We start from the raw sequence: 16,176 nt of genomic DNA on the forward strand, positions 1-16,176 counted from the left end.
CAGGGCCACAGCCGGGCCTCGACTGAAAGACGACGACGCTATGAAGCGATTCACAACCCTTGCCGCGGCAGCTGCGGCAATCCTCTCCCTTACGCTGGCTGGGTGCTCCGCCCCGGATGCTGCGGTGCCCAACACACCCAGTGCCGACCTGCTCGCCTCTCACAACCTGACCGACATGTCGGCGAGGGAGATCGTCGACACGCTCGACCGGATGAACGTGAGCGACCGGCCTACCGACTTGATCGCATCCGTGCAGCCCGATGCCCTCGTCCTGACCGACAACGTCACCGAAGTCTCCTTGGACATGCCGGATGACGTGACCTATGTCTCGGTTGCCCCCTTCGTTTCGCAAACACACGAGTGCTTTTACCACGGCCTCACGACCTGCCGAGGAGAACTCTCTGCGCAGCAAATCGAGGTGCGGTTCATCGACGATGCGACCGGTGACGTGATTCTCGAAGAAACCACGACCACGTTCGACAACGGGTTCGCTGGGTTCTGGCTCCCCCGCAACCTGAGCGGGACGATCGAGGTGACGTACGACGGGAAGACCGGCGAAACCCCGTTCTCGACCGCGAACGACGCGGCGACCTGCATCACCACGCTCCAACTCACGTGATTTTCGGGAGCCGCCCGATGAGACACGGCGACTCCCACCCGACAACAGCGGGGCATCGAGCCCGATGCACCCGCCGATAGAAAGGACTTCACCATGCATCGAGATCCAGCCCATGAGCACCACGACCACTCGGGAGGTCACGGCGATCACCCGCCGGAGGCGCTAACTAGGGACAACGCATCCGGCGACCACAACCATCATCAGGCACAGGCGCATCCTGATCACCACGCGCACGCTGAAACCGCTACCGACGCGCGTCTGGATCAGCCTGCCGCCCACGACGCTCATGCGGGCCATGCCCACGGGGCAGCGAACCACGAAGCCCACGCGGATCATGACACGGGTGCGCATGCCGGACACAGCGTCGCGATGTTCCGCAACCGGTTCTGGGTGACGCTTGTGCTGTCGATTCCGGTGGTCATCTTTAGTCCGATGGTCGCGATGATTTTCGGCTACCACATACCTGAAACCGGCTGGACGACATGGATCGCCCCGGTCCTTGGCACGGTTATCTTCTTCTACGGCGGCATGCCGTTCTTGAAGGGCGCGCTCCGGGAGATCCGGCTTCGGCAACCAGGCATGATGCTGCTGATCGCGATGGCCATCACCGTCGCGTTCCTCGCGTCCTGGGCCACGTCGCTGGGCGCTGGGCTTGACCTCGACTTCTGGTGGGAACTCGCCTTGCTCGTGGTCATCATGCTCCTCGGGCACTGGCTGGAAATGCGCGCGCTCGGTGGGGCATCAAGCGCTCTTGATGCCCTTGCTGCATTGCTGCCCGATACCGCCGAGCTGGTCCGCGAAGACGGAACCGTGGAGCAAGTGCCGAGCACCGATGTCGCAACGGGTGACCTCGTCCTCGTGCGAGCCGGAGGGCGCGTGCCAGCCGACGGCACTGTAGAAACAGGGTTCGCCGACATGGATGAGTCCATGGTCACCGGTGAATCAACGACCGTTACCCGCACCGCTGGAGACGCGGTCACAGCGGGCACCATCGCCACTGACTCCGCAATCCAGGTTCGTGTGACCGCCGTTGGCGAGAACACCGCGCTGGCTGGCATTCGTCGACTGGTTGCTGATGCGCAAGCATCGTTCACCCGTGCGCAGGCACTCGCCGACCGTGCAGCGGCCTTGCTGTTCTACTTCGCAGTCACCGCGGCCATCATCACGGTGATCGTGTGGCTCATTGTCGGTAGCCCCGCCGATGCCATCACCCGCGCCGTGACGGTGCTGATCATCGCGTGCCCGCATGCTCTGGGTCTTGCCATCCCGCTCGTGATCTCCATCGCAACCGAGCGCGCCGCTCGCGCTGGCGTTCTCGTCAAGGACCGTCTGGCGCTTGAGCGCATGCGTAGCGTCGACGTCGTCATGTTCGACAAGACCGGAACCCTCACCGAAGGTCGCCACGCGGTCACGGCGGCAACCATCGTCCCGGGCGCCGACCCGGAGCGCGCGTTCCTGCTGGCTGCCGCCGCAGAATCCCCCAGCGAGCACCCGGTCGCCCGCGCCATCGGCGCATGGGCGCAGGAACACGCTGCCGGATCGGCAATGCCATCGGTGGACGCGTTCCGTTCCGAGCCGGGCGTAGGAGTCACAGCATCAGTGGATGGCGTCGAAGTGCGGGTCGGTGGACCGCGCCTGCTCGATTCACTTGGTCTGTCCATCCCCGAGGGCATTCAAGCGAAGGTCTCCGAATGGGAGTCGCTTGGATCGAGCGTCCTCTTCGCGGTTATCGACGGTCGCATCGAAGGTGCATTCGCCCTGCAAGATGTGATTCGTCCCGAGTCGCGGGCTGCCATCGATGAACTGCATCGACGCGGTATCCGCGTGGGCATGATCACCGGCGACGCCCAGCAGGTGGCGGATGCGGTTGCAGCTGACCTCGGCATCGATGAGGTCTTCGCTGGGGTTCTGCCCGGTGACAAGTCGGACAAAGTTGCCGAGTTGCAGGACCGCGGTTACAAGGTCGCGATGGTTGGCGACGGCGTGAATGACGCACCTGCTCTTGCCCGCGCGGATGTGGGTGTCGCGATCGGTGCGGGTACCGACGTCGCGATCGAGTCGGCAGGCATCGTTCTGGTATCGAGCGATCCGCGCGCCGTGTTGAGTGCGATCGAGCTTTCACACGCCTCCTACCGGAAGATGGTGCAGAACCTGGTGTGGGCAACCGCCTACAACGTGATCTCTGTGCCGCTGGCCGCGGGTGTGCTCGCGCCGATCGGATTCACACTCCCACCGGCCGCAGCGGCCGTGCTGATGTCGCTCTCCACGATCATCGTCGCTCTGAACGCTCAACTGCTCCGTCGTCATGAGCTGGGCCCAGAGAAGCTGGCACCACTCCAACCGACGAAACGCGAATCCGCCCTGACCCATTGAGTCAGAAGACGAATCGAATCAACCCGGGCCGCGCGCGATTAAGCGACGGTCCTGTTGCCGCGGCCGAGTACACCCGAATGATGGGCAGATCATCAGTACTCGGTCGCGGCATGGGTAAGTGGATGCGCATCGACATGCCAAACGGGGCGACGCCAAGTTCTCATCGTTCGTGCCGGTTTTCGCCATATCTCCCCGGGCAGACGCTGCCTCGATGCATGGATGCGACCGAAAGGCCGTGCTCATTCCGAGATAACTGGCCTGTAGCCGATAAGATCCGGTCTAGTACCGTCTGTTCCACCGAGCCGCCGCGGAGGCGACATGACTGAGCCATGGCTTTCTGCCGACGAAATCGCCTCCCATCTCGGCGTCTCGAAAGACACCGTGTATGCGTGGATCAGTACTCAGAACATGCCCGCTCACAAGGTTGGGCGCCTGTGGAAGTTTCAGGCAAGCGAAGTCGACGAGTGGGTGCGCCAAGGCGGCGCCTCGACAAAGGAGAACGAATAGCCAATGTCACGCCTTACGGATCTTCTCCGTCAACTGCGCAGCGCCGACCCTCAGCTCGGTGCGGATCTCGAAAAGGAGATCACCGCACTCACGAAGCGACGCAGCTTCGGGCTGGTTTTCGAACGCCACCAGCCCGAGGCCGTCGAACTACCCGGCCAACCCATACGCCGCGGATCGAAGGTGCGTGTGCTTCCGCCGCGAGGAGAGATCGCCAAGCGTAATTCACGGCTCTGGCGCGTCGAATCCTTCACGTTCGATGAGACCGGTGCGCAGCTCGCACAGTTAGTCGAGAACGTCACCGATGAGCCCGAGCGCCAAACCGCATCGCTTGACGATCTCGTCGTCGTCGCCGAGTTCGACGACAAGATCTTCCCCGGTCTCGTTGAAACCGGACGGGTCGAGCACGGCGGCGACAAGCCGTTCCACACTGTGATCAATGCCGAGAACTACCACGCCCTCGAAATGCTCACATATACGCACCGTGGCAAAGTCGACGCGATCTATATTGATCCTCCGTACAACACCGGTGCTCGCGACTGGAAGTACAACAACGACTACGTCGAAGGCGACGACGACTACCGCCACTCGAAGTGGCTCGCGTTCATGGAGCGACGTCTTGTTATAGCACGTGAGCTTCTGAACCCAGAAGATTCCGTGCTCATCGCCACGATCGACGAGAAGGAAGTTCTCCGCTTAGGCTTACTACTCGACCAGCTCTTTCCCGAATCAGACAAGCAGCTTGTTACGATCGTCACGAACCACGCGGGCTCGATTAGAAGTGGTCGATTCACTCGGGTCGAGGAGTATGCATTCGTACTGTTTCTGGGTGCAGCAGTTGCTGGCAACTGGTCTCGCAATATGTTGTCCAGCGATCGAGTCGAAGGTAAATCGAAGCGCCAAGACCCAACAGTTTGGTTCTCTGCTACACGGACCGGCGGAGCCGCAGCGCTTCGTGCAAACCGGCAAAGTCCTGTACTTTTCTACCCGGTGCATCGGGAACGCGAGACCGGTCGATTTCATTCCGTTGGTGAGCCCATCCCTCGTGGCGTTGACCGCTCGACACATCAACCTCCGGAGGGGACAGACGCAATTTGGCCTTTGGCGTCAGACGGCTCCGAACAGACCTGGCAAGTATCAGGACCAAAACTGGCTGAGTACTTTAGTACGGGCCATGCGCGCTTCGGTACCGTCAATCGTGCAACCGGGTTGCCAACTGTCATGTACCTTCGCCAAGGCACGATTGAGAAACTCCAAAGGGGTGAGTACCGGGAGGCGGGGCGTGCAGATGACGGCTCGATCATCTTTGACTTCGGTGACGTTGCGATAGACCGCCATCCACCTACCAGCGTTTGGTACCAGCAGGGACATTTCGCAAGAGACTACGGCACGCAGTTACTCAGCCGAGTTCTAGGTGGACGCCCCTTCCCGTTCCCGAAGTCACTCTATGCCGTCGAAGACACTTTGCGGTTCTTTGTCAAAGACAAACCGAACGCAGTTGTTCTAGATTTTTTCTCCGGTTCAGGCACAACGGCACACGCTGTGATGCGCTTGAACAAACAGGACGGCGGGTCCCGCCAGTGCATTTCAGTCACGAACAATGAGGTGGGAGCCGACGAGCAGAAGGGCTTACGCCAGCAGGGTTTTCGCCCCGGCGACCCCGAATGGGAGCAGTGGGGCATTTGCGACTACATTACGAAGCCTCGCATCCGTGCTGCGATCACCGGTCGCACGCCTGATGGCGAACCGATCAAGGGCGACTACAAGTTCACAGATGAGTCCCCAATGGCCGATGGGTTCGAGGAGAACGCCGCGTTCTTGACCCTGACTTACGAGTCGCCGCTCTCGGTACGCCACAACCGTGCTTTCGAGCGCATCGCACCAATGCTGTGGATGAGGGCTGGCTCCACAGGCCGCATCATTAATGATCTCGATGATCGTGGGTGGGATGTCTCCGAGGTGTACGCAGTGCTGGAGAATATCGACAACGCTGAAGCCTTCTTCTCCGCGATGCGCGACGCCGAGGATGTGCGCACGGTGTTCGTCATCACCGACGACGATGCCGCGTTCCAGATGGTCTGCCGAGAGCTTCCGTCGGAGCTTGACATGGTACGGCTCTACGAGTCGTACCTACAGAACTTTGAGATCAATCAGGGGCGGGCAATCTGATGCGGTACACACTCAAGGACTATCAAGCTGAGGCTGTCGGTGCCGTACTCCGGAATCTGGCCCAGGCGAAGGACATGTACCAGCGCTATGGGTCGCTGTCACAATTCTCCCTCTCTGCTACCACCGGTGCTGGGAAGACTGTGATGGCAGCAGCCGTCATCGAAGCGCTCATCTCGGGGTCTGACGAGTTTGACTTCCCGGCTGACCCCGGAGCGGTCGTGCTGTGGTTCTCAGATGACCCCTCACTGAACGAACAATCCCGCGCCCGGATTCAGGCAGCATCCAGCGAGTTGGACTGGCGGCTGAAGCTCATCACAAACGACTTCCGTGAAACCTCCTTCCGTCCGGGGCACGTCTATTTCCTGAATACTCAGAAGCTCAGCAAGACCTCAAACCTGGTCAAGGGCGCCGGCGCCAGGCTCGACCCGACGGCGACGATCGATGAGCTGACCCCTGCACCTGATGAGATGCAGTCGAACATCTACGACACGATCATCAACACGATCGAGAACAAAGAACTCACGCTGTATCTGGTGCTTGATGAGGCTCACCGTGGCATGAAACCGCAACGCGATCGCTCGACGATTGTGCAGCGGCTGATCAACGGTCAAGGGCAGGTTCCGCCGATTCCAATTGTGTTTGGAATCTCCGCAACTGTGGAGCGTTTCGAGCAGGCGATGAAGTCCGTGACGGGACGCACAGCTCTACCAAGTGTCGAGGTTGACTCGGCACTGGTGCAGGCATCCGGTCTACTCAAGGACGATATCGTGCTGTCCATTCCAGCCGAGACCGGCGCGTTCGACACTGTGCTGCTACGGCGAGCCGTTGACAAGATCCGTGAGGCAGGACGGGCCTGGGATGCCTACACGCGGGAGCAGGAAGAAGTTGACTCCGTAGTACCGCTCCTAGTCGTGCAAATGGCCGATAAGCCGAGCGACGAGACACTCGTGCGTACGATCGACACGATCCTCGAATCTTGGCCCGAACTCGATCACGGTGCGATCGCGAACGTGTTTGGCGAGCATCAGGACCTCAAGGTCGGCGGCTATACCATCCCGTATATCGAGCCCCAGCGGGTGCAGGATTCGACGCATGTGCGAGTGCTGATCGCAAAGTCGGCGATCTCCACGGGGTGGGATTGCCCGCGCGCCGAGGTGTTGGTGTCGTTCCGCCCCGCCTCTGACCCGACCAACATCACGCAGTTGCTCGGGCGGATGATCCGCACGCCGCTGGCGCGCCGTATCCCCGGCAACGAGGTACTTAATTCAGTTGACTGCATGCTGCCGTACTTCGATCGCACCACCGCGATGCGTGTCGCCGAGATGCTCATGCACGGCGCAACTTCGAAAGACGATGAGGGTGACAGCGGCGGTGGCGAAGGGCGCCGGGTGCTGTTCGACCCGGTGTTGCTGCATCCGAACCCGGATCTTCCTGCGCAGGTGTGGGAAAAGTTTGAATCACTTCCAACCGTGACGATTCCGAAGCACCGCAGCAAGCCGATCAAACGATTCACCGCGCTTGCAGCTGCGCTCACGAAGGACAAGGTCGTCGACCAGGCACTCAAACGCGCACACGACGAGTTGAACAACGTCGTGGCGTCACGTGCCATGCAATACAAGGTGCAGGTGGACCTTGCGCGTGAAGACGTGCTGACAATGTCAGGAGAGGAACTGCGGGCACGGCTCGGTGGCGGTCTGTGGGTGAATTCGTCGTTCGAGCTCGCGGCCGACACTCGCGCGATTACCGAGGCGTACAAGGTTGCCGAGCGCAACCTGAGCCCGGCGCTGTGCTCGTCGTATGTGGACTACCTCGTGCCCGAAGACGCCATCGAAGACGACCTGCTCGAGGCATACATCGAAGTGGCAGCAATCGGGCTCGTGCCCGACATCGTCGCAAGCGTCGAGGCCGAAGCCGATCGTCTCGCTCGCGCATGGTTGACCGACACCCGAGTCGATCGGAAGAACCTCAGCGACGAGAAGCAAGCCGAGTATGACCGTCTTGAAGGCATGTCGACCGAGCCCGAACGCATCAGCCTCGTGACTCCAAAGACTGGGCAGGCAGAGACCAAGGCACGGGAAGCCGACGGCGCCGAGACTGACTTGCCGGTCTACCGTAACCACCTCATGGTCACCAACACGGGTGACTACCCGGTTGAACTGAACTCGTGGGAACGCCACGTGTTCGCAGCCGAGTCCGACAGGAATGGTTTCATCGGGTGGTGGCGCAACCCGGATCGTGCGGTGAAGGAATCGCTCGCGATTGCCTACATGGACGGATCACGTAACTGGAAGGCGCTCAGACCCGACTTCATCTTCTTCGCAGAGGGCCAGAACGGCATCGTCGCCGATCTGGTCGACCCGCACGGTCATCACCTCGCCGACGCGATGCCGAAGCTCCGCGGGCTTGCCGAGTTTGCCGAACAATATGGTGGCGAGTTCCGTCGAATCGAGTCCGTGGCTGAAACGAACGGCATCTATCGTGTGCTCGATCTGAAGCGCGATCAAGTGCGCGACGCGATTCGCAGCATTCATGACGCGAAAGCCTTGTACGAGTCTGACCTGGCAAGCGACTACCGGTAGGACTGCATCTTGGCAATACCGTTGACCGCGCACCAGGTGAAGTTCGGGTCCGCTGAAGGTTTGGTTGACCTCCGGGTTTATGCCGCCAGTGTAGCGGCTGGGTTCATGATGAGTTCGAACTCGATGGGGGTGAGTTTCCCGAGTCGGCGTTGACGGCGTTTGCGGTGGTACTTGCCCTCGATCCAGGACACGATGGCCAGGCGCAGTTCCTCTCGTGTGCCCCAGGATCGACGGTCGAGGACGTTCTTCTGCAGGAGCGCGAAGAACGACTCCATCGCGGCGTTATCGCCACATGCCCCGACCCTGCCCATCGAGCCACGTAGCCTGTGGCGCTTCAGCGCTTTGCGGAAGCGGCGCGACCGGAATTGGGACCCTCTATCGGAATGGACGATCACCCCAGCGGGCCGGCCTCGGTGGGCCACTGCCATCTCGAGCGCGTTGACGGCGATCCGGGCCTTCATCCGTGAATCGATCGAGTAGCCGACGATCCGGTTGGAGAACACGTCCTTGATCGCACACAGGTAGACCTTGCCCTCGCGGGTGCGGTGCTCGGTGATGTCGGTCAGCCATAGCTCGTTGGGGCCGTCGGCGCTGAACTGCCTGTTGACCAGGTCATCGTGAACCGGCGCGCCGGCCTTCTTGTAGCGAGTCTTCCGCGTGGTGAACACCGATTGGATGCCGGCGACCCGGCACAACCGCCACACTCTGCGCTCGGACAACTCGTAGCCCAACTCAGCGAGGTCGTCTGCCAGCACCCGGTAGCCGCCCTCCGGGTCGTCGTTGTGAAGCTGATGCAACACCGAGATGAGCTCTTGCTCCTCGGCCTCACGGGCTGACACCGGTTGCTTGAGCCACTTGTAGTAGCCCTGTTTGGAGAATCCCAGTATCCGGCACGCGACCGCCACCGGCACCCTCACCCGGGCACCGACCGCGGCCATCTCCTTCACGAGCGGATAGATCATTTTGGGGGCGTGATGTGAGCCTGCGACAGATACGCCGCCGCGCGCCGTAGCACCTCGTTTTCCATCTCCAACTCCCGGATCCGACGCAGTGCCTGCGACATGTCCTTGCGCGCCTCTGGATCGGTGGTCGGGGTCATCCCATAGGACTTGAACCTCGCGTCACGGAGCCATGCCTGCAGCGTGGTTTTCGCCACTCCGAGGTCCTTGACGACCTGCTTTTGAGGGATACCCGACTCGACCAACGCGACCGCGTCGCGCTTGAACTCGTCGGTGTAGGTGATCTTCGGCATGGTTGCCATCCTTTCAGCACGACGCCCTCTCAGGAATCATGCGGTCTTGGAGTCAACCAAACCTTCGGCAGTCCCTTCTACGCACACCAATTGGAGCGTTCGTACGCGTCTGACCATGTGGGAAAGCTCGCTGGGCTACTGTTCGACGCGCAGGTCGAGCCGAAGCCGCACCAGATCGATGCTGCACTTTTCGCACTGCAGACCTCCACCTCGCCGGGTGTCATTTTGGCGGACGAGGTGGGTCTTGGGAAGACCATAGAGGCAGGCATCGTGCTGTGCCAGTATTGGGCCGAGCGCAAGCGACGAATCCTGATCATCGCGCCGTCATCGCTTCGTCAGCAGTGGCGGCAGGAGCTGGACGAAAAGTTCGCGATCTCATCGAAGCTGCTTGATTCGAAGAACAAAGATCAGCTTCTGAAACCGAGTGCGGTTCTCTCGAGTGATGTCTTGATCTGCTCGTACGAGTTCGTGCTTCGCAATGTTGATGATCTTGCCCGCCACTGGGACCTTGTTGTCGCGGATGAAGCGCACCGCCTGCGTTCGTTCTGGAGGGGCAGCGACGCGAAGATCGCGCAGGCCGTCTCCGAAGTGATGGGCTCGGCTGGGAAGTCGCTCCTCCTCACCGCGACGCCGCTGCAGAACCGGCTCGAAGAGCTGTACGGCCTCGTCTCCGTGTTCGATCCCGGGTTCTTTCACTCGATCGAAGGGTTCAAAGAGCGGTACGTCGACCATCCCGACGATTACGGGAACGACGATCTCTCGATGCGCATCTCTCACCTGGCGAAGCGGACGCTCCGGAAAGACGCACAGAAGTACATTCGCTTCACCGAACGGATGCCGCTCACGTTCGGTTTCATGCCGTCACCTGCAGAGCAAGACCTTTACAACAAGGTCAACGCTTACCTGCAACGCCCAACTCTGTACGCATTCGCGAGTTCTCAGCGGCACCTGTCTGCGCTGATCCTGCGTAAACGCCTCGGCTCCTCCACGTATGCGGTTGCCTCAACGCTCGAAGGCATCGCCAACAGACTCGAAGCGGAACTACAGTCTGGCCGCCGCCGCTCGAACCGTGGAGCGCTGGTCGACGAAGACATGACAGATGAAGAGCTCGAGGCCTCGGAGTCGGCCCTGTTCGCACTCCCGTCTCCCGAGCATGCCGAGGCTGTCGAGGCGACCCGCAAGGAGATCGCAGCTGAGGTCGCGGAGCTGCGATCTTACGCGGATCTGGCGCGATCGATCACAGTGAACCAGAAGGCTGTCAAACTTCTCGACGCTCTCGACCAGGGCTTCGCCAAGCTTGCCGAGATCGGCGCCCCACAGAAGGCGATCATCTTCACCGACTCAACGAAGACACAGGAGTACCTCGCCTCAGCACTTCGAGCGGGAGGGCGCGGTGAAGGTTTGGTGCTCTTCAACGGCGCGAACAACTCCCCCGAAGCGACCGAGATCTACCGGGCCTGGTTGGAGACAAACGAGGGGTCAGACCTGATTACAGGGAACCCGTCGGCAGACCGACGCAAGGCACTCGTCGACGAGTTCCGCGAACGCGGCACCATCATGATTGCCACCGAAGCCGCTGCCGAGGGCATCAACTTGCAGTTCTGCTCGATGCTCGTCAACTACGACCTCCCCTGGAACCCACAGCGCGTCGAGCAACGCATCGGTCGTGTGCACCGTTTCGGTCAACAGCACAACGTGATCGTCGTGAACTTCTCCAATCAAGGAAACCTCGCCGAGGAGCGCATCCTTGAACTACTCACCGAGAAGTTCAACCTCTTCACGTCCGTCTTTGGCGCCTCAGACGAAGTGCTCGGGTCGATCGAGGACGGACTCGACTTTGAGAAGTCCATCGCCGCGATCCTTGAACGATGCCGCACCGCAGACGACATCAATGCCGCATTCGATGAGCTGGAACGTCAGTACGAAGCTGAGATCAGCCAAGAGATGCGTTCAACTCGGGCTCGTGTCTTCGACAACCTTGACCCGAACGTGCAAGACAAGCTCAAGAGCTACGACACCCAGCAAGACGTCGTTCTCAACAGGTTTGAGCAGCTCTTGCTTCGTGTGACGCGCCGCCAACTCGACTCTTTCGCTGAGTTTGATTCTGACGGTCACAATTTCACGCTCACGCACGCTCCTGCCGAGGGGATTCCGACCGGAAAGTACTTCTTCAAGTCGAAGCCGCAACTTGGCGCCCATCAGTACCGGTACGGCAGCGACCTCGGACGGTTCGTGGTGCAAAGTGCGCTCACCGAGAAGACACCTATGGCCAACCTCGTATTCTCTATTGCAGCCTCGGATCGAGTTGCCTCCGCCGCGCGTGAGCTTGTCGGCGAACGCGGCTTCTTAGCTGCCGAGCTACTGACCTTCACGATGCGCTCCGGAAGCGACCCTGTTACTGAGTCCTACGTGCTCAGCGCTGGTCGCACTGATGGCGGGAAGCTTCTTGACGCCGAACAGGTCGAGCAACTTCTGGATCTCACCTGCGTGTCCATATCCGACACCGAAGCTATCGACACGAGCATGTTGCAGGCCGCGCTCATGCAACAGAGCGAACAATTCAACGAGGAAGTCCAGAACCGAACGGCACAGTTCAGTATTGAGCAGGGCGACCTCGTGGAGTGACGGCTGAAGGACCACAAAGCCAAGTACGACGCCGAGGTGCGAAAGCTCAACAAGGAAGAGGAAGATGCACGTGCGCGAGAGCGCAGGACCGAGGGACTGCCGAAGGTTTGGTTGACTCCAAGACCGCATGATTCCTGAGAGGGCGTCGTGCTGAAAGGATGGCAACCATGCCGAAGATCACCTACACCGACGAGTTCAAGCGCGACGCGGTCGCGTTGGTCGAGTCGGGTATCCCTCAAAAGCAGGTCGTCAAGGACCTCGGAGTGGCGAAAACCACGCTGCAGGCATGGCTCCGTGACGCGAGGTTCAAGTCCCATGGGATGACCCCGACCACCGATCCAGAGGCGCGCAAGGACATGTCGCAGGCACTGCGTCGGATCCGGGAGTTGGAGATGGAAAACGAGGTGCTACGGCGCGCGGCGGCGTATCTGTCGCAGGCTCACATCACGCCCCCAAAATGATCTATCCGCTCGTGAAGGAGATGGCCGCGGTCGGTGCCCGGGTGAGGGTGCCGGTGGCGGTCGCGTGCCGGATACTGGGATTCTCCAAACAGGGCTACTACAAGTGGCTCAAGCAACCGGTGTCAGCCCGTGAGGCCGAGGAGCAAGAGCTCATCTCGGTGTTGCATCAGCTTCACAACGACGACCCGGAGGGCGGCTACCGGGTGCTGGCAGACGACCTCGCTGAGTTGGGCTACGAGTTGTCCGAGCGCAGAGTGTGGCGGTTGTGCCGGGTCGCCGGCATCCAATCGGTGTTCACCACGCGGAAGACTCGCTACAAGAAGGCCGGCGCGCCGGTTCACGATGACCTGGTCAACAGGCAGTTCAGCGCCGACGGCCCCAACGAGCTATGGCTGACCGACATCACCGAGCACCGCACCCGCGAGGGCAAGGTCTACCTGTGTGCGATCAAGGACGTGTTCTCCAACCGGATCGTCGGCTACTCGATCGATTCACGGATGAAGGCCCGGATCGCCGTCAACGCGCTCGAGATGGCAGTGGCCCACCGAGGCCGGCCCGCTGGGGTGATCGTCCATTCCGATAGAGGGTCCCAATTCCGGTCGCGCCGCTTCCGCAAAGCGCTGAAGCGCCACAGGCTACGTGGCTCGATGGGCAGGGTCGGGGCATGTGGCGATAACGCCGCGATGGAGTCGTTCTTCGCGCTCCTGCAGAAGAACGTCCTCGACCGTCGATCCTGGGGCACACGAGAGGAACTGCGCCTGGCCATCGTGTCCTGGATCGAGGGCAAGTACCACCGCAAACGCCGTCAACGCCGACTCGGGAAACTCACCCCCATCGAGTTCGAACTCATCATGAACCCAGCCGCTACACTGGCGGCATAAACCCGGAGGTCAACCAAACCTTCAGCGGACCCAAGCACGACGTGACAACTTCCAAGATCACCGCCCGTCGAGCAACACCCGGTGTGTTCGATGACGTCATGCGCATGCAACCGAGGTGGGCTGAGCGATGACCCGAGCCTTACTGTTATCGATAAAGCCGCAGTACGCTCGGGCGATCCTAGAGGGACGCAAGACGATCGAAGTACGGCGCAGGTTCCCAAACATCGATCCGGGAACCACAGTGGTTCTGTATTCAAGTTCCCCTGAGAAAGCGGTCCTCGGCACCGTGCGTCTTCGGCGAACGATCAAGATCAGCCCTGGTTGCGTGTGGGCATTGCATGGATCGGACATTGGTATTGATGAGAGCGACCTCAACGCGTATCTCGCAGGTGCTGATGAGTCGACTCTCTTGGAAGTTGACTGCCCAGAGTCCTGGGAACAACCGGTGTCGCTCAACTCACTGAGGGCCGTCCTTGGAATCGAACCATCACAGAGCTTCCGCTACCTCGCCACTGAGCAGGTGGAGCAAGCGAAGCAGCTGAGCTTTCAAGTACCTGAACTCAGGCCAGTAGATGTCCGGACAGCCAAGCGCTGACAGAAGACTTCCACCGCTGAGAATCCGAGTTCCACGCCTGCGTGTGCCCTGCATCGAAGGCTTCCAGCTGCACCAGGTCTTTTCTCCTTACCGAGAGTGCCGAAGAGACGCTAATCGGCATCGAGTCATATCCGAAATCGGCAACTCACTCTCCGCACTCAGCCATGCGCCTACACCGGCAACCCACCAGCGAGGCGGAGCCCTCGCGGAAACCCACCCAACTTGGACATCGCACATGGACTCGCATTGACCTTGAAGTTATCATAACGCTCTCACATAGGGGTATCTGCGAGGGCAATCCACTTTGGTCTAATGATGCAACCCACGATCCTTCGTGCGGTAATCTTATGGGTATGGATAAAGCGACCCGCCCACATGCTGGGGTGAAAACCGCCCCACAGAGGCGGCCGCCACGGCGCGATCTCCTGATCCCGATGCTCGAAGGCACCAGACGTGCCTTCGTTCCGATCCGTCGAGGTTTCATTCAGAAACCTCGCGGAACGGAGGGGGGTCGCGGATCAAGTCTCGCACTTCTTGCACGGGACAGTTTCGCTCTGGACGCCTATCTCCTCCTCCATGCGCTGGCATCCAGCAGCGAGCCCTATGTTGCGGCCTACCCAGCGGCGACGTGGGTGCAGATTGTGCGACTTGATGAAGCAGCGACATTCGAGGCGGGGAAGTCTCGTTGGTCAAAGGTCGTCACCAAGCTCGTTTCGCTGCGTCTGCTCGAGCGCGAACGCAAGGGCAACGAGATGCAGTACAAGCTTCTTCACGAAGCGGGTACTGGCGAGGAATACACTCGACCCAAGAAGGCTGGAGACGGGCACTGGTTGCGCCTGCCCTACTCCTACTGGATCGATGAGTACGACGCGTCGCTCAGTCACCCCGAGAAGTTGATGCTACTGATCGCGCTCGACCAGCAGGATGACTTTCCCCTCCCTCTCAACCAGTCCGCCAACTGGTATGGGGTATCAGAATCTACGGCGCGTCGAGGGCTTCGTGGACTGGAAGCTCGCGGCTTGCTGAGCAAGATCAGCTCGTTCGTTCCTTCGCCTCGGTCGCCCAACGGTTGGGCAGAGGAGTTCCGTTACACCCTGCAAGGCCCGTTCTCGAAGAAAGCCATCGATGACGCCCAAGCAGCGAGCCGGAAGAAGGTTCGATTCACGGAAACAGGTGCATCATGAGCATCCTGTTCGTGGACGAATCGAAGGCCAAGGGCTACACGATGGTTGCGGCACTGGTCGTGCCCGGCGACGTGACCAGTCTGCGTCGCGACGTGCGATCGCTGGTGCTCCCAGGCCAGCGGCGGATCCACTTCACCAAGGAACAGCCCGAGCGTAAGCGGCTGATCCTCTCTCGACTCACCGCGTTCGGTGCTCAAGCGCAGGTGTTCCGCTGTGCGACGAAGAGCCAGATTCTTGGCCGTGAGGCCTGTCTGACAGGTATCGTCGCTCATGCTGCGGAGCACGCGCACACCAAGATCGTGATCGAGCGTGACGAATCAATCGAGAAGGCTGATCGTCAGATTCTGTTCCGTGAAGTCAGGCGTCACGGGCTTGGCGACATACTTAGCTACGCTCTCGAAGTGCCGCATCAGGAGCCGCTGCTGTGGGTAGCCGACGCGATCGCGTGGAGCTACACCAAAGGCGGAGAATGGAAGAAACGCGCCGACCCGCTCATCGCGGGGATTACCAAGCTGTCGCCATGAAAGCGTGAAGCTCGGCTCACCGACCGTCCGGAAGGCTGCCGAGCTCACTTCACACCGCTACTGCAGTGCACAACATCATTCTAGCTCAGCGAGGTCGTGGAGGCCAGCTCACCCTCGCGCTAACTTTCAACCGAGGCACCTCGAATTCCTCGGCGGAATGCTCCGGTTTGGGCGGCTCAATCAACCGAAGGTGCGTAAGGCCCAAGCGGCGCAGCTTGCTCAGTCGAGTCGGATGGCTCTCAGTTGTCCCAGCACGTGTCTCGCGCCGAACACACTGCAAACCCAACTCAATCACTCCTGACGGACCGACGATGATCGGGTACACCCGAAGAAGGCGAAACGCCTACTTCCCAGTCCACACTAGGGAACCCGAGACAATCCAAGATTCTCGGAAGAACCCGCTCTGACCA

General features: G+C 60.5%; 11 protein-coding genes. 10 read left to right on the forward strand and 1 reads right to left on the reverse strand.

Annotation, left to right across the window (positions count from 1 at the left end; genetic code table 11):
• Positions 1-124 precede the first annotated feature (124 nt).
• The 5 genes from EJL01_RS09695 (at position 125) to EJL01_RS09715 (ending at position 8,244) form a co-directional block, all read left to right on the forward strand.
• A complete protein-coding gene (locus tag EJL01_RS09695) occupies positions 125-619 on the forward strand; it encodes a CueP family metal-binding protein (protein ID WP_241209161.1) in 495 nt (164 codons plus the stop codon).
• Between the two features lie 93 nt (positions 620-712).
• Positions 713-2,992, forward strand: coding sequence for a heavy metal translocating P-type ATPase (locus tag EJL01_RS09700; protein ID WP_241209162.1), 2,280 nt, complete (start codon positions 713-715; stop codon positions 2,990-2,992).
• A 318-nt stretch (positions 2,993-3,310) separates the two neighbouring features.
• The gene (locus EJL01_RS09705) at positions 3,311-3,499 is read left to right on the forward strand and encodes a helix-turn-helix domain-containing protein (RefSeq protein ID WP_125107305.1); all 189 of its coding nucleotides are present in this window, start codon (positions 3,311-3,313) and stop codon (positions 3,497-3,499) included.
• A gap of 3 nt (positions 3,500-3,502) precedes the next feature.
• Entirely contained in the window at positions 3,503-5,665 is a 2,163-nt protein-coding gene (locus EJL01_RS09710) for a site-specific DNA-methyltransferase (protein WP_125107306.1), read from the forward strand.
• On the forward strand, positions 5,665-8,244 hold the full coding sequence (locus tag EJL01_RS09715; RefSeq protein WP_125107307.1) for a DEAD/DEAH box helicase: 2,580 nt from the start codon (positions 5,665-5,667) through the stop codon (positions 8,242-8,244). The genes EJL01_RS09710 and EJL01_RS09715 overlap by 1 nt, the downstream gene beginning before the upstream one ends.
• Before the next feature lie 77 nt (positions 8,245-8,321).
• On the opposite strand, the gene EJL01_RS09720 is transcribed toward EJL01_RS09715, so the two are convergent.
• A protein-coding gene (locus EJL01_RS09720) for an IS3 family transposase (RefSeq protein WP_241209163.1) occupies positions 8,322-9,496 on the reverse strand; the annotation gives its coding sequence in 2 pieces (ribosomal slippage) (positions 8,322-9,217 and positions 9,217-9,496; 1,176 coding nt in all).
• 117 nt (positions 9,497-9,613) lie between these two features.
• On the opposite strand from EJL01_RS09720, the gene EJL01_RS09725 reads away from it, so the two are divergent.
• The 5 genes from EJL01_RS09725 (at position 9,614) to EJL01_RS09745 (ending at position 15,766) form a co-directional block, all read left to right on the forward strand.
• Positions 9,614-12,121, forward strand: a complete 2,508-nt coding sequence (locus EJL01_RS09725; protein WP_241209164.1) for an SNF2-related protein — start codon at positions 9,614-9,616, stop codon at positions 12,119-12,121.
• 167 nt (positions 12,122-12,288) lie between these two features.
• A protein-coding gene (locus EJL01_RS09730; protein WP_241209084.1) for an IS3 family transposase occupies positions 12,289-13,463 on the forward strand; the annotation gives its coding sequence in 2 pieces (ribosomal slippage) (positions 12,289-12,568 and positions 12,568-13,463; 1,176 coding nt in all).
• 127 nt (positions 13,464-13,590) lie between these two features.
• The gene (locus EJL01_RS13490) at positions 13,591-14,058 is read left to right on the forward strand and encodes an ASCH domain-containing protein (RefSeq protein ID WP_125107308.1); all 468 of its coding nucleotides are present in this window, start codon (positions 13,591-13,593) and stop codon (positions 14,056-14,058) included.
• Between the two features lie 434 nt (positions 14,059-14,492).
• On the forward strand, positions 14,493-15,242 hold the full coding sequence (locus tag EJL01_RS09740) for a hypothetical protein (protein ID WP_125107309.1): 750 nt from the start codon (positions 14,493-14,495) through the stop codon (positions 15,240-15,242).
• Positions 15,239-15,766, forward strand: coding sequence for a hypothetical protein (locus tag EJL01_RS09745; RefSeq protein ID WP_125107310.1), 528 nt, complete (start codon positions 15,239-15,241; stop codon positions 15,764-15,766). Before EJL01_RS09740 ends, EJL01_RS09745 begins: the two co-directional genes overlap by 4 nt.
• Positions 15,767-16,176 lie beyond the last annotated feature (410 nt).

Source organism: Gulosibacter massiliensis (genome assembly GCF_900626105.1).
Lineage (GTDB): Bacteria > Actinomycetota > Actinomycetes > Actinomycetales > Microbacteriaceae > Gulosibacter > Gulosibacter sediminis.